Source organism: Streptomyces griseosporeus, from assembly GCF_014656055.1.
Taxonomy (GTDB): Bacteria; Actinomycetota; Actinomycetes; order Streptomycetales; family Streptomycetaceae; genus Streptomyces; species Streptomyces griseosporeus.
Window position 1 is genome coordinate 332,893 of record NZ_BNBR01000009.1, and the last position, 19,096, is coordinate 351,988.

Sequence of the window (19,096 nt, forward strand, 5' to 3'; positions counted from 1 at the left end):
CGGTGGATCCGGCGGTCAGCTCTTCTTGGCCGACTCGGCCTCGTCCCGCGCCTCACCGCTGCCGGCCGCGACCGCGTCCGCGGTGCCGGCTCCGGCCTCGTCGGGCTCGGACCCGGCCTTGCCGGCGGGCTTGTCCTCGGCGTCCTCGGCACCGTCGGCCCCGCGCGCGTCGGAAGCCTCGGAGGCAGCCTCGGCGGGCTCCGTGCCGGTCGCGTCGTCGGAGGCGCCGGGCTCGACCACGGCCTCGCGGCCGGGCCGCTTCTTCGCCGACACCACCATGTACAGCACCGCCAGCAGGAACACGACCAGCGCGGTCCAGTTGTTCAGCCGCAGGCCGAGGATGTGGTGGGCGTCGTCGACGCGCATGTACTCGATCCAGAAGCGGCCCGCGCAGTACGCCGCGACGTACAGCGCGAACGCCCGGCCGTGGCCCAGCTTGAAGCGGCGGTCGGCCCAGATGACGAGCAGGGCGACGCCGACGCACCACAGCGACTCGTACAGGAACGTCGGGTGGTAGAAGCCGGGCACCCGGCCGTCCGCGGACGAGGTGATGCGCAGTGCCCAGGGCAGGTCCGTCTCCCGGCCGTACAGCTCCTGGTTGAACCAGTTGCCCCAGCGGCCGATCGCCTGCGCGAAGGCGATGCCGGGCGCGACGGCGTCGGCGTACGCCGGCATCGGGATGCCGCGGCGCCGGCAGCCGATCCAGGCACCCAGCGCGCCGAGCGCGATGGCGCCCCAGATGCCGAGGCCGCCCTCCCAGATCTTGAAGGCGTCCACCCAGTCACGGCCCTCGCTGAAGTACAGCTCGTAGTCCGTGATCACGTGGTAGAGCCGGCCGCCGACCAGGCCGAAGGGGACGGCCCAGACCGCGATGTCGGCCACCGTGCCGGCCCGCCCGCCCCGGGCGATCCAGCGCTTGTTGCCGAGCCAGACGGCAACGAAGACGCCGATGATGATGCAGAAGGCATAGCCGCGCAGCGGAATGGGCCCGAGGTACAGCACCCCGCGCGACGGGCTGGGAATGTAGGCAAGTTCCATGGCAAGGTCGACGCTACCGTGCCGGGCCGGACCCACGGCGGGCAGCCCGGCTACGGGTCCATAACGGGGCGGTGAGAAAACCCCGGCCCGGCGCCTTACCCCTTGGCCGTCTCCTGCACCATCTGCTTCAGCTTCGCCGGGGTCATCGACGGGACGTCCTGGAGGTTCTTGCCGTTGAGCAGGACCGTGGGCGTGCCGCCGAAGCCGCTCTTGGTGAAGGCCTGCGCGGACTTGGCGACCCAGCTGTCGTGCTTGCCGTCCTCGACGCAAGCGCGGAAGGCGGGCGTGTCGAGGCCGTCGACCTTCTTGGCCAGGTCCAGCAGGGTCTTGGTGTCGGCGAAGGCGTCGTCCGTCTCCTCCGGCTGGTTCTCGTACAGCACGTCGTGGTACGGGGTGAACTTCCCGGCGTCCTGGGCGCACGCGGCCGCGTTGGCCGCCGTGCGGGAGCCGGAGCCGCGCATATTGCCGTCGATGATCGTGGCCAGGTGGTACTCGGCCTTCAGCAGGCCCGCGCCGGTCAGCTCGTGGATGGTGCTGCGGTACGCCGTCTCGAAGGCCTTGCAGGCCGGGCAGCGGAAGTCCTCCCAGATGACCAGGGTGGACTTGGCGCTGTCCTTGCCGACCGGGATGGCCAGGGCATCCTGCCCGGCGGCCCCGGAGGGCGCGACGACCTTGCCCGCGGAGTCACCGCTGTCCTTGCCGGAGTTCGCGGCGACGATGCCGATCACCGCGGCCAGGCCGAGGACGCACACGACGGTCGCGCCCACGATCAGTGCCCGCCGCCGCTTCTCGGCGGCCTTCTGCTTCTCGCGCTCCGCCGCCAGCCGCTCCCGGGCGCTGCGCTTTCCCTCTCGGTTCTTCTCGCTCACACCCCGGAAACGAACCGGGGAGGCGCGGCGCGCCTCCCCGGCGACAGGTCCACCCGTTCGAGTGACCTGCCAGGAAATGCCCCGGAAGGTTCCGGTCCGTCAGGCCTGTCCGCGCACGCCCTTCGCCAGCTCGCCCGCGAGCTCGCGGACGGCTTCGAGGCCGGCCGCGTGGTCGGGCGCGTCCAGCATCCGCTTGACGAAGGCCGAGCCGACGATCACGCCGTCGGCGAAGCCGGCGACCTCGGCGGCCTGGGCCGCGTTGGAGACGCCGAGGCCGACGCAGACGGGCAGGGCGGTGCCGGTGGCCCGGGTGCGCTCGACGAGGTCCTGGGCCTGCGCGCCGACCGACTCACGGGTGCCGGTGACGCCCATCAGCGAGGCGGCGTAGACGAAGCCGCTGCCCGCCGCGGTGATCTCGGCGAGCCGTGCGTTCTTGCTGCTGGGCGCCACGACGAACACGGTCGCCAGGCCGTGCTTCTCGGCGTGCTCCCGCCACAGCGCGGACTCCTGCACGGGCAGGTCGGGCAGGATGCAGCCCGCGCCGCCCGCCTCGGCCAGCTCGGCGGTGAACCGCTCGACGCCGTAGCGGTCGATGGGGTTCCAGTACGTCATGACGAGGACGGGCTTGCCGGTGGCCGTGTGGGCCTCGCGCACCGTCCGCATGACGTCGGCGATCCGCACGCCGCCGCGCAGCGCGATGTCGTCGGCGGTCTGGATGACCGGGCCGTCGAGGACGGGGTCGCTGTGCGGCAGGCCGACCTCGACGACGTCGGCGCCGCCGTCGAAGGCGGCCTTGATCGCGTCGATGCCGCCGTCGACGGTCGGGAAGCCGGCCGGCAGGTAGGCGATGAGGGCGGAGCGGCCCTCGGCCTTCGCCGCGGCGAGCGTGTCCGACAGCAGCTGGATGTTCCCGCTCACTTGGCGTCCCCCTCGATCTCCGCCGTGTCGGCCTCGTTCGCCGCCACCTCCGCGTCGGTGTCGTACAGCCCGAAGTAGCGCGCGGCGGTGTCCATGTCCTTGTCGCCGCGGCCGGACAGGTTGACCACGATCAGCCCGTCCTCGCCGAGTTCCCGGCCGACCTCCAGGGCGCCGGCCAGCGCGTGCGCGCTCTCGATGGCCGGGATGATGCCCTCGGTGCGCGACAGCAGGCGCAGCGCCTGCATCGCGGCGTCGTCGGTGACCGCGCGGTACTCGCCGCGGCCGGAGTCCTTGAGGTAGGAGTGCTCCGGGCCGATGCCGGGGTAGTCCAGTCCGGCGGAGATGGAGTAAGGCTCGGTGATCTGGCCCTCGTCGTCCTGGAGGACGTAGGAGCGCGAGCCGTGCAGGATGCCGGGCTCGCCCGCGGTCAGGGTGGCCGCGTGCTCGCCGGTCTCGATGCCGTGGCCGGCCGGCTCGCAGCCGATGAGGCGGACGCCCTCGTCGGGGATGAAGGCGTGGAAGAGGCCGATGGCGTTGGAGCCGCCGCCGACACAGGCGATCGCCGCGTCGGGCAGCCGGCCCGCCCGCTCCAGCAGCTGGCGGCGGGCCTCCACGCCGATGACGCGGTGGAAGTCGCGGACCATCGCCGGGAAGGGGTGCGGGCCGGCGACGGTGCCGAACAGGTAGTGGGTGTGGTCGACGTTGGCGACCCAGTCGCGGAACGCCTCGTTGATGGCGTCCTTCAGGGTGCGGCTGCCGGACTTCACGGCGACGACCTCGGCGCCCAGCATGCGCATGCGGGCGACGTTGAGGGCCTGCCGCTGGGTGTCGATCTCACCCATGTAGATCGTGCAGTCGAGGCCGAACAGCGCGCAGGCGGTGGCGGTGGCGACGCCGTGCTGGCCGGCGCCGGTCTCCGCGATGACGCGGGTCTTGCCCATGCGCTTGGTGAGCAGGGCCTGGCCGAGCACGTTGTTGATCTTGTGGGAGCCGGTGTGGTTGAGGTCCTCGCGCTTGAGGAACACGCGGCAGCCTCCGGCGTGTTCGGCGAAGCGGGGGACCTCTGTCAGGGCTGACGGGCGGCCGGTGTAGTTGACCAGGAGGTCGTCGAGTTCCCTGGCGAACTCGGGGTCGTTCTTGGCCTTGTCGTACTCGACGGCCACCTCGTCCACGGCGGCGACGAGGGCCTCCGGGATGAACTTGCCGCCGAAGGCGCCGAAGTAGCCCTCGGCGCTGGGGACCTGACCCTCCGGGTCAGGGATGAAGAAATTGCTGGGCATGCCAGAACCTCACGGTGAGTGCGTGGAGAAAACACTGATCGCCGTGGGGGCGGAGCCTGTCGTGCGACCTCAGGCCGGATGTGGCTGGTCGCGCAGTTCCCCGCGCCCCTGGGGGGCGCGCTGCCATCGACGGCCGTTGACCTGCCCGGGCTCGTCTCCGATGACGTAACGGACCCTGCGGCCGTGCACCCTGCGGGCGGGCGCGCGGCAGCCCCGGGGCCGGCAGCCGCGCGCGAGGCGGGCGTACGGGTCCCGGGCTGTCAGAGTGGTCCGGAAAGTCATCGCACTCAGCCTAGCGGGTGATCAGCCCCGGCCGTGGCGCAGTGCCGGGTGTTCGCCTGCGGCCACCAGGTCGGCCACCGCCGCCTTGGGGTCCTTGCCGGTGACCAGGGACTCGCCGACCAGGACGGCGTCGGCGCCGGCGTTGGCGTAGGCGATCAGGTCGTGCGGGCCGCGGACGCCGGACTCGGCGATCTTGACGATGTGGTCGGGGATCTCCGGCGCGACGCGCTCGAAGGTGCCGCGGTCGACCTCCAGCGTCTTGAGGTTGCGCGCGTTGACGCCGATGACCTTGGCGCCCGCGTCGACGGCACGCTCGACCTCGTCCTCGTCGTGCACCTCGACGAGCGGGGTCAGGCCGATGGAGACGGCCCGCTCGATCAGCGACTCCAGGGCCGGCTGGTCGAGGGCGGCGACGATCAGCAGCGCGAGGTCGGCGCCGTACGCCCGGGCCTCCCACAGCTGGTACGACGTGACGATGAAGTCCTTGCGCAGCACCGGGATGTCCACCCGGGAGCGCACGGCCTCCAGGTCGGCGAGGGAGCCGCCGAAGCGGCGCTGTTCGGTCAGCACGGAGATGACGGCGGCGCCGCCCGCCTCGTAGTCGGCGGCGAGGCCGGCCGGGTCGGCGATCGCGGCGAGGGCGCCCTTGGACGGGCTGGAGCGCTTGACCTCGCAGATCACCCGCACGCCGTCGCCGCGCAGCGCGGCGACGCCGTCCTTGGCCGCGGGAGCCTTGGCCGCGCGCTCCTTGAGCTCGTCGAGGCTGACGCGTGCCTGCCGCTCCGAGAGGTCGGCACGGACTCCGTCGATGATCTCGTCGAGCACACTCACGCGAGCGGCCCCCTTCCGGACGGTTGGAAACCCAATGGTCACTGCGATGGTATCCGGAGGAGGGCGCAGGCCTCGCATCCGGTTGACGCCGGTCCCACTACCTGGACATTCCGTCCCGCCTCACGGATGGAGCCAGCCGCCGAACGGCAGGTTCCGCACGACCGTGAAGACCAGCAGCAACGCCCCGAGCGTCCACAGCGGCGCCGGGCGCAGGTCGATCCGCAGCGGGCGGCCGCGGACCGCGCGGACCACCCAGACGGTCCACACGAGGGCGAAGACGAGGTAGCCGGCGACGGCGACCGCGTTGGCGTGCAGCGCGGTGAGCAGGTCGCCGTGGACGAAGGCGTGGGCGCTGCGCAGGCCGCCGCAGCCGGGGCAGTACAGGCCGGTGGTGCGCAGCAGCGGGCAGACGGGGTAGTGGCCGGGTTCGTTGGGGTCGACCGCCCCGACGTAGGCGAAGGCGGCCGCGACGGCCGCGAGGACGGTCACCGGCGCGGCGAGCCGTGTCCGGACGGTGCCCGGTGGGTGGGTCCCTGTGGTCCCGCTGTCGGCGTTCACGTCTGGCATTGTGCCCGTGCGGGGCCCCGGACGCGCGTGAGGGGCGGCCCGGCACGCTCGTGCCCGGCCGCCCCTCACGGGCGTCGCGGTCAGCTCTGGGAGGAGACGGCGGCCTCGCGGTTGGCGGTGGGCCGCTCGGAGCGCACGAGCGGCTCGGCCTTCGGGGCGCCCAGGCCCATGGTGCGCATGATGCCGCCGACCACGCCGCCGAGGACGACGACGGCCATGCCGGCCCAGAAGCCCACCGGCTCGGCCATCACCACGAAGGCGCCCGCGACGCAGAAACCGATGAAGGAGATGATGACACCGGTCCAGGCGGCCGGGGTGTGTCCGTGGCTGCTGCCCGCCATTGCTTGCTCCTCATTGCCGTGTACGCGTGTCACGCGTGTACGTGTCGTACGGGTCCGAGCCCGACGCTCAGTCCGCCTCCATTGTCCCGTACGCGCGCGCGTGCGGGACGCGGGGGTGGGGTTCCCGCGCGTCGGTCACGCCGGATCGGGGCGGGTGGGGTCCTCGCCGCGGTCCAGGGCCTTCCACAGCTCCTCGGGCCGGTCGGGGTCGGCGGGCTGTGCGGTACGGCGCCGACGGGGAGCGCCGGAGCGTTCGTACCGGCCGGACATGGCGGGCCACAGGCGGCCGTAGCGCAGGGCGAGCAGGCCGGCCAGGAGGATCAGCAGGCCGCCGGCGGCGGCGACGTACGGCCAGGCCGTGTGGGTGAGGGCGCCGACGGTGGCGGAGGTGTCGCCGGAGGCCTCGGCGGCCTTGTCGTCGAGGGCGCCGCTGTCGGTGGCGCCGATCAGGGCGGCGGCGATGGTGCCGGCGCCGGAGAGGGCGAGGAGGGCGGCGACGAGGAAGCGGCCGGCCCGGCGGACGGCGAAGACGGCGACGAGCGCGGCGAGTCCCACTATGGCGAGCGCCGCGGGGACGCCGGTGACGTCGCTTCCCTTGGCGGTCAGGGGGAAGGCGCCGCCGGCCACGGTCGCGGTGCCCTCCGCCCAGAGCTGGCGGGTGGCGAGCAGCGCCACGGCCGCGCCGAGCGCTCCGCAGAGCAGGGCGACGGCGAGGCTGCGGCGGCCCGGCCGGGCGGCGGCTTCGGATCGGGGGTGCGGTACGGCGGTCACGTACTCCACTATCGCCCGAACCCCGGGCGTTCCGTCACCCGGGGCCACGTGATCCGCGCCCCACTGCCCGGCGGGACCCGGCCGGCGGCTACCGGCCGAGGCGGTTGGCGGTGTGGACGGCGCGCAGGACGGCCGCCGCCTTGTTGCGGCACTCGGTGTCCTCGGCGACCGGGTCGGAGTCGGCGACGACGCCCGCGCCGGCCTGCACGTAGGCGGTGCCGTCGCGCAGCAGGGCGGTGCGGATGGCGATGGCGGTGTCGGAGTCGCCGGCGAAGTCGAGGTAGCCGACGCAGCCGCCGTACAGGCCGCGGCGGGAGGGTTCGAGTTCGTCGATGATCTGCATGGCGCGCGGCTTGGGCGCGCCGGAGAGGGTGCCCGCGGGGAAGCAGGCCGTCAGCACGTCGAAGGCGGTGCGGCCCTCGGCGACCTTGCCGGTGACCGTGGAGACGATGTGCATGACGTGCGAGTACCGCTCGATGGACATGAAGTCGACGACCTCGACGGAGCCCGGCTCGCAGACCCGGCCCAGGTCGTTGCGGCCGAGGTCGACGAGCATGAGGTGCTCGGCGCGCTCCTTGGGGTCGGCGAGCAGTTCGTCGGCGAGGGCCTGGTCCTCCTGCGGGGTGGCGCCGCGCCAGCGGGTGCCGGCGATGGGGTGCACCATGGCCCGCCCGTCCTCGACCTTGACCAGCGCCTCGGGTGAGGAGCCGACGACGTCGAACCCCTCGAAGCGGAAGAGGTACATGTACGGCGAGGGGTTGGTGGCCCGCAGGACCCGGTAGACGTCCAGCGCGCTCGCCGTGCACGGCGTCTCGAAGCGCTGGGAGGGGACGACCTGGAAGGCCTCGCCGGCCCGGATGCGTTCCTTGATGTCCTCGACGGCCCGCTGGTAGTCGGGACCGCCCCACAGGGCGGTGTACTCGGGCAGTTCGGAGGGCGGCAGGACGGCCGGGGGCTGGGCGACGGCCCGGGTGAGGTCGGCCTCCATGGCGTCGAGGCGGGCGACGGCGTCGGCCCAGGCCTCGTCGACGCCGGTGTCGAGGTCGTTGTGGTTGATCGCGTTGGCGATCAGCAGGACCGAGCCCTCCCAGTGGTCCATGACGGCGAGGTCGCTGGTGAGCAGCATGGTCAGCTCGGGCAGCTTGAGGTCGTCGCGCTCGCCGGGGCCGATCTTCTCCAGGCGGCGGACGATGTCGTAGCCGAGGTAGCCGACCATGCCGCCGGTGAAGGGCGGCAGGCCCTCCTGGTGGGGGGTGTGCAGGGCCTGGAGGGTGGCGCGCAGGGCGGCGAGCGGGTCGCCGGCCGTGGGGACGCCGACGGGCGGGGTGCCGAGCCAGTGCGCCTCGCCGTCGCGCACGGTGAGGGTGGCGGCGGAGCGGACGCCGACGAAGGAGTAGCGGGACCAGGAGCGGCCGTTCTCCGCGGACTCCAGCAGGAACGTGCCGGGGCGCTCGGCGGCGAGCTTGCGGTAGAGCCCCACCGGGGTGTCGCCGTCGGCGAGGAGCTTGCGGGTGACCGGAATGACGCGGCGGTCGCCGGCCAGCTTGCGGAACGTCTCGAGGTCCATGGCGGCAGACCTTACTGACCGTCGGCGGCCGGGCCGGAATCCCCGCCGTCCTTGAGCAGCACGTCGGCGTCGAAGCAGGTGCGCGCGCCGGTGTGGCAGGCGGCGCCGACCTGGTCGACCCGCACGAGCACGGTGTCGGCGTCGCAGTCCAGGGCGACGGACTTCACCCACTGGTAGTGGCCGGAGGTGTCGCCCTTGACCCAGTACTCCTGGCGGCTGCGGGACCAGTAGGTGCAGCGGCCCGTGGTCAGGGTGCGGTGCAGCGCCTCGTCGTCCATCCAGCCGAGCATGAGCACCTCGCCGGTGTCGTACTGCTGGGCGATGGCGGGGAGGAGCCCGTCGGCGCTGCGCTTCAGGCGCGCGGCGATCTCGGGGTCCAGCCGGCTGGGCTGACGGGGCGTGCTGGTGGTCATGGGTGCCATTGTGCCGCGCGGGACGGGCGGCGAGGGGGCGGTGTCCACAGGCCGGACCGCCGCCGACCGCTCCTCGGCGCCGCTGGGCGGACCCGGGGCGCGGTCGTAGGCTGACTCCATGTCGACCTTCGCCAAGCGTGAACGACTGCTCCTCGCCGACCTGCTGGAGACCGCGGGTCCGGACGCCCCGACGCTGTGCGAGGGGTGGCTGACCCGTGATCTCGCGGCGCACGTGGTGGTGCGCGAGCGCCGCCCGGACGCCGCCGGCGGGCTGCTGATCAAGCAGCTCTCCTCCCGTCTCGACAAGGCGATGGACGAGTTCACCGCCAAGCCGTACGAGGAGCTGATCCAGCTGATCCGTACGGGCCCGCCGCGTTTCTCGCCGTTCCAGCTGAAGCAGCTCGACGAGGCGTCGAACACGATCGAGTTCTACGTCCACACGGAGGACGTGCGCCGCGCCCAGGAGGACTGGTCGCCGCGGGAGCTGGACCCGGTCTTCCAGGACGCCCTGTGGTCGCGGCTGGAGCGCACGGCCCGGCTGATGGGCCGCGGCGCCCCCACGGGCCTGGTGCTGCGCCGCCCGGACGGCCAGACGGTGGTCGCGCACCGCGGCACGCCGGTCGTCACGGTGACCGGCGAGCCGTCGGAACTGCTGCTGTTCTCCTACGGCCGGCAGAGCGCCGCGAAGGTGGACCTGGACGGCGAGGAGGAGGCCATCACCAAGCTGCACGAGGCGAAGGCGCTCGGCATCTGAGGGGCGGCCGCCGCCGTCACCGTACGGGGTGGCCCGCCTCGCGCAGGGTCTGCTTGACCTGGCCGATGCGCAGGTCGCCGAAGTGGAAGACGGACGCCGCGAGGACGGCGTCCGCGCCCGCCTCGATAGCGGGCGGGAAGTCGGCGAGCTTGCCGGCGCCGCCCGAGGCGATGACCGGGACCGTGACGTGCTTGCGGACGGCGGCGATCATCTCCAGGTCGTAGCCGTCCTTGGTGCCGTCGGCGTCCATGGAGTTCAGCAGGATCTCGCCCGCGCCCAGCTCGGCCGCCCGGTGCGCCCACTCCACGGCGTCGATGCCGGTGCCGCGGCGGCCGCCGTGGGTGGTCACCTCGAAGGTGCCGGCCTCGGTGCGGCGGGCGTCCACCGACAGCACCAGCACCTGGCGGCCGAACCGCTCGGCGATCTCGCGGATCAGGTCGGGGCGGGCGATCGCCGCGGTGTTGACGCCGACCTTGTCGGCGCCCGCGCGCAGCAGCTTGTCCACGTCCTCGGCCGTGCGGACGCCGCCGCCGACGGTGAGCGGGATGAACACCTGCTCGGCGGTGCGGCGCACCACGTCGTACGTCGTCTCGCGGTTGCCCGACGAGGCGGTGATGTCCAGGAACGTCAGCTCGTCGGCGCCCTCGGCGTCGTACACCTTGGCCATCTCGACGGGGTCGCCCGCGTCGCGCAGGTTCTGGAAGTTGACACCCTTGACGACCCGGCCGTTGTCCACGTCCAGGCAGGGGATGACTCGGACCGCCAGGGTCATGAATCCACGGCTCCTCTACACCTTCTCAGCGCTTGTGTACGCTTCCAGTTCCACCGAGACCAGGATGCGCGGGTCGACGAACCCCTCCACGACCAGCACGGTCGCGACGGGGCGGACGGAGTCGAACAGCTCCTTGTGGGCCCGGCCCACCGCGTCGACATCGCGCGCGTGGGTCAGATACGTCCTGGTCCTGACCACCGACTCCGGTGCCAGACCGAACTCGGCGATCGCCTCCAGCGCGCTGGTGTAGGCCACCTTGGCCTGTTCGTACGGGTCGCCCTCGCCGTACAGCACGTCGCCCTTGAAGGCGGTCGTGCCGGCCACCAGCACACGGTCGCCCGCCGCGACGGCGCGCGCGAATCCGAACGTCTCTTCCCAGGGATTTCCGCTCTGCACGCGCCGCACGGCATCGGACATCATGACGACACAGCCTCCAAGGCCTCTTCCAGGGTGAACGCCTTCGCGTACAGCGCCTTCCCTACGATGGCGCCCTCGACACCGAGCGGCACGAGGCCGGCGATGGCGCGCAGGTCGTCCAGGGAGGAGACCCCGCCGGAGGCCACGACCGGGCGGTCGGTCGCCGCGCACACGTTCTTCAGCAGCTCCAGGTTGGGGCCCTGGAGGGTGCCGTCCTTGGCGATGTCGGTGACGACGTAGCGGGCGCAGCCCTCCTGGTTGAGGCGCTCCAGCGTCTCGTACAGGTCGCCGCCGTCGCGGGTCCAGCCGCGGCCGCGCAGGGTCGTGCCGCGGACGTCGAGACCGACGGCGATCTTGTCGCCGTGCTCGGCGATGACCTTGGCGACCCACTCGGGGCTCTCCAGGGCGGCCGTGCCGAGGTTGACGCGGGTGCAGCCGGTGGCGAGCGCGGCGGCGAGGGAGGCGTCGTCGCGGATGCCGCCGGACAGCTCCACCTTGATGTCCATGGCCCGGGTGACCTCGGCGATCAGCTCGCGGTTGTCGCCGGTGCCGAAGGCGGCGTCGAGGTCGACCAGGTGCAGCCACTCGGCGCCCGCGCGCTGCCAGGCGAGGGCGGCCTCCAGCGGGGAGCCGTAGGAGGTCTCCGTGCCGGACTCGCCGTGCACCAGGCGGACGGCCTGGCCGTCGCGGACGTCGACGGCGGGGAGGAGTTCGAGCTTGCTCACAGTGTTCCGATCCAGTTGGTGAGGAGCTGGGCTCCGGCGTCGCCGGACTTCTCGGGGTGGAACTGCGTGGCCCACAGGGCGCCGTTCTCCACGGCGGCCACGAACGGCTTGCCGTGCGTCGACCAGGTGACCTTGGGCGCGGTCATCGCCGGGTTGTGCACCTCCAGCGCCCAGTCGTGGACGGCGTAGGAGTGCACGAAGTAGAAGCGGGCGTCGGCGTCCAGGCCGGCGAACAGCTCCGAGCCGGCCGGGGCCTCGACGGTGTTCCAGCCCATGTGGGGCACGATCTCGGCCTGGAGCGGTTCGACCGTGCCGGGCCACTCGTCCAGGCCCTCGGCCTCGACGCCGTGCTCGATGCCGCGGGCGAAGAGGATCTGCATGCCGACGCAGATGCCCATCACCGGGCGGCCGCCGGACAGGCGGCGGTCGATGATCCAGTCGCCGCGGGCGTCCTTCAGGCCCTTCATGCAGGCGGCGAAGGCGCCGACGCCCGGCACGAGCAGGCCGTCCGCGTTCATGGCCGTGTCGAAGTCGCGGGTGATCTCGACGTCGGCGCCGGTGCGGGCGAGGGCGCGCTCGGCGGAGCGCACGTTGCCGAAGCCGTAGTCGAAGACGACGACCTTCTTCTGCGTGCTCATCAGTTCCACACCTCCAGCCGCATGACGCCCGCGACGAGGCACATGGCCGCGCCGATGGAGAGCAGCACGATGAGGCTGCGGGGCATCTGCTGCTTGACGAAGGAGATGATCCCGCCGACCAGGAACAGGCCGACGACGATCAGGATCGTGGACAGTCCGTTCATCGGTTACAGGGCGCCCTTCGTGGAGGGGAGGATGCCGGCGGCGCGCGGGTCGCGCTCGCTGGCGTACCTCAGGGCCCGGGCCAGCGCCTTGAACTGGCACTCCACGATGTGGTGGGCGTTGCGCCCGTAGGGCACGTGCACGTGCAGCGCGATCTGCGCCTGGGCGACGAAGGACTCCAGAATGTGACGGGTCATCGTGGTGTCGTACTCGCCGATCATCGGCGCCATGTTCTCGGGCTCGGTGTGCACGAGGTAGGGGCGGCCGGAGAGGTCGACGGTGACCTGGGCGAGGGACTCGTCCAGCGGGACCGTGCAGTTGCCGAAGCGGTAGATGCCCACCTTGTCGCCGAGCGCCTGCTTGAAGGCGGCGCCCAGCGCGAGGGCGGTGTCCTCGATGGTGTGGTGGGAGTCGATGTGCAGGTCGCCGTCGGTCTTCACGGTCAGGTCGAACAGGCCGTGCCGGCCGAGCTGGTCGAGCATGTGGTCGTAGAAGCCGACGCCGGTGGCGATGTCGGTCTTCCCGGTGCCGTCGAGGTCGATCTCGACCAGGACCGAGGTCTCCTTGGTCGTGCGCTCTATGCGTCCCACGCGGTTCATGCGCTCTGCTCCTTCTTCAGTTCACGGACCGCGTCGAGGAACGCGTCGTTCTCCTCCGGGGTGCCGGCGGTGACCCTGAGCCACCCCGGTACGCCGTTGTCCCGGACCAGGACGCCCCGGTCGAGGATCTTCTGCCAGACCTCGTGGGCGTCGGCGAAGCGGCCGAACTGCACGAAGTTGGCGTCCGAGGCGGTCACCTCGTAGCCGATCGCCCGCAGTTCGGCGACCAGCCGGTCCCGTTCGGCCTTCAGCTGCTCGACGTAGCCGAGCAGGGTGTCGGTGTGCTCCAGGGCGGCCAGCGCGGTCGCCTGGGTGACGGCCGACAGGTGGTACGGCAGCCGCACCAGCTGGACGGCGTCGACGACGGCCGGGTGCGCGGCGAGGTAGCCGAGGCGCAGGCCGGCCGCGCCGAACGCCTTGGACATCGTGCGGGAGATCACCAGGTGCGGCCGGCCCTGGAGCAGCGGCAGCAGCGAGTCGCCGTGGCTGAACTCGATGTACGCCTCGTCCGCGATCACGATCGACGGCTTGGCCGCCTGCGCGGCCTCGTACAGCGCGACGACGGTCTCCGGCGGGACGGCCGTGCCGGTGGGGTTGTTGGGGGTGGTGATGAAGACGACGTCCGGCTGCTGCTCGGCGATCGCCCGCCGGGCGGCGGCGAGGTCGATGGTGAAGTCGTCGTTGCGCGGCCCGGAGATCCAGCCGGTGCCGGTGCCGCGCGCGATGAGCGCGTGCATCGAGTACGACGGCTCGAAGCCGATCGCGGTGCGGCCGGGGCCGCCGAAGGTCTGCAGCAGCTGCTGGATGACCTCGTTGGAGCCGTTGGCCGCCCATACGTTCGCCAGGGCGACCTCGTACCCGGAGGTGCGGGTCAGGTACTCGGCGAGCCTGGTGCGCAGCTCGACGGCGTCGCGGTCCGGGTAGCGGTTGAGGTGGCGGGCCGCCTCACGGACCCGCTCGGCGATCCGCTCGACCAGCGGCTCGGGCAGCGGGTAGGGGTTCTCGTTGGTGTTCAGCCGTACGGGGACGTCCAGCTGGGGCGCTCCGTAGGGGGACTTGCCGCGCAGCTCGTCCCGTACGGGGAGATCGTCGATCCGGGTGTTCACTTGCTCTCCGGCACCTTCCAGTCGAACCTCGCCTTGATCGCCGCGCCGTGCGCGGGCAGGTCCTCGGCCTCCGCCAGCGTCACCACGTGGTGCGCGACCTCGGCGAGGGCGTCCCTGGTGTAGTCGACGATGTGGATGCCGCGCAGGAAGGACTGCACGGACAGGCCCGAGGAGTGGCAGGCGCAGCCGCCGGTGGGCAGAACGTGGTTGGAGCCGGCCGCGTAGTCGCCGAGGGAGACGGGTGCCCAGGGGCCGATGAAGATCGCGCCCGCGTTGCGGACCCGGTCGGCGACGGCCGCCGCGTCGGCGGTCTGGATCTCCAGGTGCTCGGCGCCGTACGCGTCGACCACCCGCAGGCCCTCGTCGACGCCGTCGACCAGGACGATCGCGGACTGCTTGCCCTTCAGGGCGGGGACGATGCGGTCGTCGATGTGCTTGGTCGCGGCGACCTGCGGCTCCAGCTCGCGCTCGACCGCGTCGGCCAGCTCCGGGGAGTCGGTGACGAGGACGGCGGCGGCCAGCGGGTCGTGCTCGGCCTGGCTGATCAGGTCGGCGGCGACGTGCGCCGGGTCGGCCGTGGCGTCCGCGAGGATCGCGATCTCGGTCGGGCCGGCCTCGGCGTCGATGCCGATCTTGCCGGTGAAGTAGCGCTTGGCGGCGGCGACCCAGATGTTGCCGGGACCGGTGACCATGTTGGCGGGCGGGCATGACTCGGTGCCGTACGCGAACATCGCGACGGCCGTGGCGCCGCCGGCGGCGTACACCTCGTCCACGCCGAGGAGGGCGCACGCCGCGAGGATCGTGGGGTGCGGCAGGCCGCCGAACTCGGCCTGCGCGGGCGAGGCGAGCGCGAGGGAGCCGACCCCCGCCTCCTGGGCGGGGACGACGTTCATCACGACGGACGACGGGTAGACCGACCGGCCGCCCGGCGCGTACAGCCCGACGCGGTCGACCGGTACCCACTTCTCGGTCACGGTGCCGCCCAGCACGACCTGGGTGGTGTGGGTGGTACGGCGCTGCTCGCGGTGGACGAGGCGGGCGCGGCGGACGGACTCCTCCAGGGCCGCGCGCACGGCCGGGTCCAGCTCGTCGAGGGCCTTGGTGATCGCCTCGGCCGGGACCCGCACCTGCTCCAGCCTGACCCCGTCGAACTTCTCCGCGAAGTCGATCAGCGCCGCGTCGCCACGATGATGCACGGCCTCGCAGATCGGACGCACCTTCTCCAGTGCGGCCTGAACGTCGAAGTCGGCTCGGGGCAGCAGGTCGCGCAGGGCGGGGCCCTCGGGAAGGGCGTCGCCGCGCAGATCGATTCGGGAGATCACGGTCTCAATTCTCTCAGACCCTCGGCCGCGGCCGTCCCGCCGTATCAATGGCTGATACACGCCGTGGACGATCCGCGGACGATCCCGTTCACCCCTGGTGTTCCGGGCGTCACAGAACGGGCATGAACACGTGTACGAACACCGGTTGCACCCGGGAGCAGCGGAGGAGGCAGGGAAGCACGTGACCGAGGGGGCCGGCCTGCGCGCCGGGGACCTGCCGGACGACCTGACGGCGGCGGAGGCCGGCATGTGGCAGGCGTTCCGCAACGGCAGCCTGTACGACCTGAGCGCCGGGGACCCGGTGGTGGACGATCCGCACGGCGGGCACCCCTGGGGGCCCGAGCGGACGGTGCGGGCGCGGATCGTCGCCTGGCTGCTGCTGGACGGCCCGCCCGCGCTGGCCGGCCGGGTCTCCTCGCTGAAGCTGGCCGGCGTGCAGATCAGCGGCACCCTGGACCTGGCGGGCGGCACGGTCGCGCCGTACGTCGAGATGCGCGGCTGCCGCTTCGAGCGGGAGATCCGGGTGCCGGAGGCGCACTTCACGACGGTACGGCTGGTGGACTGCTCGGTGCCCCGGCTGGAGGCCGCCCGGGTGCGCACCGAGGGCGACCTGCATCTGCCGCGCTGCCGGTTCCTCGGCGGCATCCGGCTCACCGACGCGCACATCGGCACCGACCTGATGCTCAACCAGGCAGTCGTCCACCGCGACCGCAGCGGGCGGTCGATCGCCGCCGACGGCATGACGGTCGGGCAGGACCTCCAGGCGGAGATGCTGGAGTCGCACGGCGAGGTGAGCCTGCGCAGCGCGACGGTCGGCGTGTCGCTGAGTCTGCGCGGGGCGCGGCTGGCCAACCCGTACGCGCGGCTCGCACTGAACGCGCCCCAGCTGACCGTCGAGCGGACCCTGTACCTGACCCCGGCGGGCGTCGGCGGGCAGGCGCTCAGCGGGACCACTCCGGCGCAGGGCACGCGCATCCAGCGGTTCGAGTGCCGGGGCGGGGTGCGGCTGGACGACGGGCGGTTCGGGGACGCCGTCGACTTCGAGCAGGCCGGGTTCGTGCTCACCGACGAGCAGGAGCTGTCGCTGCGCCGGGTGCAGACGCCCGAGCTGCGCTTCCTCGGGGAGCGGCCGCAGCGCGGCCGGGTCGTGCTGTCCGGGGCGCGGATCGGCACCCTCGTCGACCGGGCCGGCGCCTGGCCGGGGCCCGGCAGCCTGCACATGGGCGGTTTCGCCTACGAGAGCCTGGTGCCGCAGGGCCCGTTCCCGCTGGACACGCGGCTGGAGTGGGTCGCGGCGGCCACCGCCGAGTACAACCCGGAGCCGTACGAGCGGCTGGCCGCGGTGCTGCGGTCGGCGGGCGAGGACGAGGACGCGCGCGAGGTGCTGCTCGCCAAGCAGCGGCGCCGCCGCGAGACACTGCCGCTCGCCGCCAAGCTGTGGGGGTACGCCCAGGACGTGACGGTCGCCTACGGCTACCGGCCGGGGCGGGCCGCGGTGTGGATGGCGGTGCTGTGGGCGGCCGGCGCCTGGGCCTTCGCCCACGCCGAGCATCCGCCGGTCAAGCCCGGCGAGCATCCGGCGTGGGATCCGGCTCTGTTCACCCTGGATCTGCTCCTGCCCGTCATCGACCTCGGGCAGGCCGGGCAGTGGCAGCTGCGGGGCGGGTGGCAGTGGCTGGCCGCGGTGATGATCATGCTGGGGTGGGTGCTGGCGACGACCGTGGCGGCGGGGGCGACGCGGCTGTTGCGGCGGAACTGAGGCGCATATGTGTGCGGGTGGGGAGGTTTTACCGTCCCTTGACCCAAGGTCGTACAACTTTCCACAGGTTGGGTGAAGTCCCTGGCGCCCGCCCGACCTGCGGCTTTTCAATGGTCGACACCATGGCTCTGCTGCTCCCGTTCCTCCGCTCGGGCCGACCGGCCAGGACCGCTGCGCGCGGCGCCGGTGCGGTCGGTGCTTCCGGTGCTGCCGGTGTGTCTGGCGCTGCCGTTGCCCCCGGTGCTGCCGGTGCATCGGGTGCTTTCGACGGCGACGTGCTGCTCGACGCGCCCGACGCCCGGCTCGGGCCGGTGCTCGTCGCGGCCGCCCGCGGAGAGCACGCTCCGGCCGCGGCCCTGCTCGCCGCCACCGCGGAGCACGCCGAGTGGGAGCACCGCGACCGGTACGTACGCCGCCTCGCCGCGTTCGCCCGCTCCCGCCCCGACTGGTTCCGGACCTGGTCGGCCACCGCGCCCGACGACCCGGGCGCCCTGCTCGTCGGCGCGCAGCTGGCCGTCGACCGGGCCTGGGACTCCCCCGCCCGTGCCGAGCTGCTGCGTCAGGTCAGCCCGCTGATCACCGCCGCGGCGGGCGGCGACCACCGCGACCCGGTGCCCTGGCGCCTGGCCCTGGACCACGCGCGCGGCGCACGGGCCGGGCACCGGTACTTCGAGGAGCTGTGGGAGGCGGCGGTACGGCGTGCCCCGCACCACTACGGCTGCCATGTGGCCGCCCTGCGGTACCTGGCCGCCTCCTGGCACGGCGCCCACCGCGAGTGCCTCGACTTCGCCGAGCCGGCCGCGCAGGACGCGCCGGCGGACGCTTTGGTCCAGGCACTGCCCGTGCGGGCCGTCTTCGCCTACCTCACCGACGGCTGCGGTCCCGAGGTGCCCCGGGCGCGGCTCGACGCGGCGGCCGACCGGGCGGTCGCGCTGTCGTCCCGGCTGCCGGCGGCCGACCCGTGGCCCGCGCAGATCCGCAACCTGCTGGCGTACGTGCTGCTGCGGCTGGCCCGCCGGGCGGAGGCGCTGGAGCAGCTGCGGCTGACCGGGCCGTACGCGACGTCCTTCCCGTGGGAGCGGGTGTCGGAGGATCCGCTCGGGCACTTCCTGCGGGTGCGGGAGGCGCTGCGCGGGGCGTCCGGGGAGCCCGAGGAACGTCCGCTGAGGGGGCACGGCGGACCCGTGCGCTCCCTCGGCCATTAGGCTTCTGCGTCGTGACCACCGTCCGGCTGCCCCTCTTCCCCCTGAACACGGTGCTGTTCCCGGGGCTCGTACTCCCTCTGAACGTCTTCGAGGAGCGATATCGCGCCATGATGCGCGAGCTGCTGAAGACCCCGGAGGACGAGCCCCGCCGGTTCGCCGTCGTGGCGATCCGCGACGGCCACGAGGTCGCGCCGAGCGAGCCCGGGATGCCCGAGCCGACCGCGCTGCCGCAGCGCGGGCCGACGGCCGGGTTCGGGCCGGATCCGGTGCGGGCCTTCCACGCCGTGGGCTGTGTGGCCGACGCGGCGACGGTACGGGAGCGGAGCGACGGCACGTTCGAGGTGCTGGCGACCGGGACGACGCGGGTGCGCCTGAAGTCGGTCGACGCGAGCGGGCCGTTCCTGGTCGCCGAGCTGGAACCGCTGGAGGAGGAGCCCGGCGAGGAGGCTGCCGCGCTGGCCGAGGGGGTGCTGCGGGCGTTCCGCCAGTACCAGAAGCGGCTGGCCGGGGCGCGGGAGCGGTCGCTGTCGACCGGGGCGGAGCTCCCGGACGAGCCGTCGGTGGTGTCGTACCTCGTCGCCGCGGCGATGATGCTGGACACGCCGACGAAGCAGCGGCTGCTGCAGGCGCCGGACACGGCGTCGCGGCTGCGGGACGAGCTGAAACTGCTTCGCGCGGAGACGGCGATCATCCGTAGTCTGCCGTCGCTGCCGGCGTCGGAGCTGACGCGCGGCCCGACGAGTCTGAACTGAAGCTCGGG

The 19,096-nt window shown here is 72.9% G+C and carries 23 protein-coding genes; 4 read left to right on the forward strand and 19 right to left on the reverse strand.

What is annotated here, in order from left to right; genetic code table 11:
* Positions 1-15: 15 nt before the first annotated feature.
* The 11 genes from lgt to hisI all read right to left on the reverse strand — a co-directional run bounded on the left by lgt (position 16) and on the right by hisI (position 8,877).
* Complete coding sequence (gene lgt / locus IE308_RS34870) at positions 16-1,038, reverse strand: prolipoprotein diacylglyceryl transferase (RefSeq protein ID WP_190220954.1); 1,023 nt, start codon at positions 1,036-1,038, stop codon at positions 16-18.
* 95 nt (positions 1,039-1,133) lie between these two features.
* A complete protein-coding gene (locus tag IE308_RS34875) occupies positions 1,134-1,907 on the reverse strand; it encodes a DsbA family protein (protein WP_110627569.1) in 774 nt (257 codons plus the stop codon).
* A gap of 99 nt (positions 1,908-2,006) precedes the next feature.
* Complete coding sequence (gene trpA / locus IE308_RS34880) at positions 2,007-2,825, reverse strand: tryptophan synthase subunit alpha (protein WP_190220955.1); 819 nt, start codon at positions 2,823-2,825, stop codon at positions 2,007-2,009.
* Positions 2,822-4,105: a tryptophan synthase subunit beta gene (trpB, locus tag IE308_RS34885; protein WP_110627571.1), complete on the reverse strand. Its 1,284-nt coding sequence runs from the start codon at positions 4,103-4,105 to the stop codon at positions 2,822-2,824. The genes trpA and trpB overlap by 4 nt, the downstream gene beginning before the upstream one ends.
* Before the next feature lie 69 nt (positions 4,106-4,174).
* The gene (gene trpM / locus IE308_RS37525; RefSeq protein WP_373314667.1) at positions 4,175-4,387 is read right to left on the reverse strand and encodes a tryptophan biosynthesis modulator TrpM; all 213 of its coding nucleotides are present in this window, start codon (positions 4,385-4,387) and stop codon (positions 4,175-4,177) included.
* A gap of 21 nt (positions 4,388-4,408) precedes the next feature.
* Complete coding sequence (gene trpC, locus IE308_RS34890; RefSeq protein WP_110627573.1) at positions 4,409-5,218, reverse strand: indole-3-glycerol phosphate synthase TrpC; 810 nt, start codon at positions 5,216-5,218, stop codon at positions 4,409-4,411.
* 120 nt (positions 5,219-5,338) lie between these two features.
* Complete coding sequence (locus tag IE308_RS34895) at positions 5,339-5,785, reverse strand: DUF2752 domain-containing protein (RefSeq protein ID WP_190220956.1); 447 nt, start codon at positions 5,783-5,785, stop codon at positions 5,339-5,341.
* An 80-nt stretch (positions 5,786-5,865) separates the two neighbouring features.
* A complete protein-coding gene (locus IE308_RS34900; protein WP_110627575.1) occupies positions 5,866-6,126 on the reverse strand; it encodes an HGxxPAAW family protein in 261 nt (86 codons plus the stop codon).
* Positions 6,127-6,261: 135 nt separating this feature from the next.
* The gene (locus IE308_RS34905; RefSeq protein ID WP_110627576.1) at positions 6,262-6,906 is read right to left on the reverse strand and encodes a TIGR02234 family membrane protein; all 645 of its coding nucleotides are present in this window, start codon (positions 6,904-6,906) and stop codon (positions 6,262-6,264) included.
* Positions 6,907-6,985: 79 nt separating this feature from the next.
* Positions 6,986-8,464 (reverse strand): anthranilate synthase component I, encoded by a 1,479-nt coding sequence (locus tag IE308_RS34910; protein ID WP_190220957.1) that lies wholly within the window; start codon positions 8,462-8,464, stop codon positions 6,986-6,988.
* An 11-nt stretch (positions 8,465-8,475) separates the two neighbouring features.
* Positions 8,476-8,877: a phosphoribosyl-AMP cyclohydrolase gene (gene hisI, locus IE308_RS34915; protein ID WP_110636303.1), complete on the reverse strand. Its 402-nt coding sequence runs from the start codon at positions 8,875-8,877 to the stop codon at positions 8,476-8,478.
* A 118-nt stretch (positions 8,878-8,995) separates the two neighbouring features.
* On the opposite strand from hisI, the gene IE308_RS34920 reads away from it, so the two are divergent.
* Entirely contained in the window at positions 8,996-9,631 is a 636-nt protein-coding gene (locus tag IE308_RS34920; protein WP_110627578.1) for a TIGR03085 family metal-binding protein, read from the forward strand.
* A gap of 16 nt (positions 9,632-9,647) precedes the next feature.
* Here IE308_RS34920 and hisF read toward each other — a convergent pair whose 3' ends face one another.
* From hisF to hisD, 8 genes are read right to left on the reverse strand one after another with little or no spacing between them, the layout of a single operon-like run.
* Positions 9,648-10,403, reverse strand: a complete 756-nt coding sequence (hisF, locus tag IE308_RS34925) for an imidazole glycerol phosphate synthase subunit HisF (protein ID WP_110627579.1) — start codon at positions 10,401-10,403, stop codon at positions 9,648-9,650.
* A 15-nt stretch (positions 10,404-10,418) separates the two neighbouring features.
* Complete coding sequence (locus IE308_RS34930; protein ID WP_110627580.1) at positions 10,419-10,823, reverse strand: RidA family protein; 405 nt, start codon at positions 10,821-10,823, stop codon at positions 10,419-10,421.
* Positions 10,820-11,545, reverse strand: coding sequence for a bifunctional 1-(5-phosphoribosyl)-5-((5-phosphoribosylamino)methylideneamino)imidazole-4-carboxamide isomerase/phosphoribosylanthranilate isomerase PriA (gene priA / locus IE308_RS34935; RefSeq protein WP_110627581.1), 726 nt, complete (start codon positions 11,543-11,545; stop codon positions 10,820-10,822). Before priA ends, IE308_RS34930 begins: the two co-directional genes overlap by 4 nt.
* Positions 11,542-12,183, reverse strand: coding sequence for an imidazole glycerol phosphate synthase subunit HisH (gene hisH, locus IE308_RS34940; RefSeq protein ID WP_110627582.1), 642 nt, complete (start codon positions 12,181-12,183; stop codon positions 11,542-11,544). The genes priA and hisH overlap by 4 nt, the downstream gene beginning before the upstream one ends.
* Positions 12,183-12,347, reverse strand: coding sequence for a CG2302 family histidine operon protein (locus IE308_RS34945; protein WP_190220959.1), 165 nt, complete (start codon positions 12,345-12,347; stop codon positions 12,183-12,185). Before IE308_RS34945 ends, hisH begins: the two co-directional genes overlap by 1 nt.
* Before the next feature lie 3 nt (positions 12,348-12,350).
* Positions 12,351-12,944: an imidazoleglycerol-phosphate dehydratase HisB gene (hisB, locus tag IE308_RS34950; RefSeq protein ID WP_110627583.1), complete on the reverse strand. Its 594-nt coding sequence runs from the start codon at positions 12,942-12,944 to the stop codon at positions 12,351-12,353.
* Positions 12,941-14,050: a histidinol-phosphate transaminase gene (locus IE308_RS34955; protein ID WP_110627584.1), complete on the reverse strand. Its 1,110-nt coding sequence runs from the start codon at positions 14,048-14,050 to the stop codon at positions 12,941-12,943. The genes hisB and IE308_RS34955 overlap by 4 nt, the downstream gene beginning before the upstream one ends.
* Entirely contained in the window at positions 14,047-15,372 is a 1,326-nt protein-coding gene (gene hisD / locus IE308_RS34960) for a histidinol dehydrogenase (protein ID WP_190220960.1), read from the reverse strand. Before hisD ends, IE308_RS34955 begins: the two co-directional genes overlap by 4 nt.
* A gap of 181 nt (positions 15,373-15,553) precedes the next feature.
* On the opposite strand from hisD, the gene IE308_RS34965 reads away from it, so the two are divergent.
* The 3 genes from IE308_RS34965 (at position 15,554) to IE308_RS34975 (ending at position 19,088) form a co-directional block, all read left to right on the forward strand.
* Positions 15,554-17,131, forward strand: a complete 1,578-nt coding sequence (locus tag IE308_RS34965; RefSeq protein ID WP_190220961.1) for an oxidoreductase — start codon at positions 15,554-15,556, stop codon at positions 17,129-17,131.
* A 110-nt stretch (positions 17,132-17,241) separates the two neighbouring features.
* A complete protein-coding gene (locus tag IE308_RS34970; RefSeq protein WP_190220962.1) occupies positions 17,242-18,336 on the forward strand; it encodes a hypothetical protein in 1,095 nt (364 codons plus the stop codon).
* An 11-nt stretch (positions 18,337-18,347) separates the two neighbouring features.
* A complete protein-coding gene (locus IE308_RS34975) occupies positions 18,348-19,088 on the forward strand; it encodes an LON peptidase substrate-binding domain-containing protein (RefSeq protein ID WP_190220963.1) in 741 nt (246 codons plus the stop codon).
* Positions 19,089-19,096: the final 8 nt, after the last annotated feature.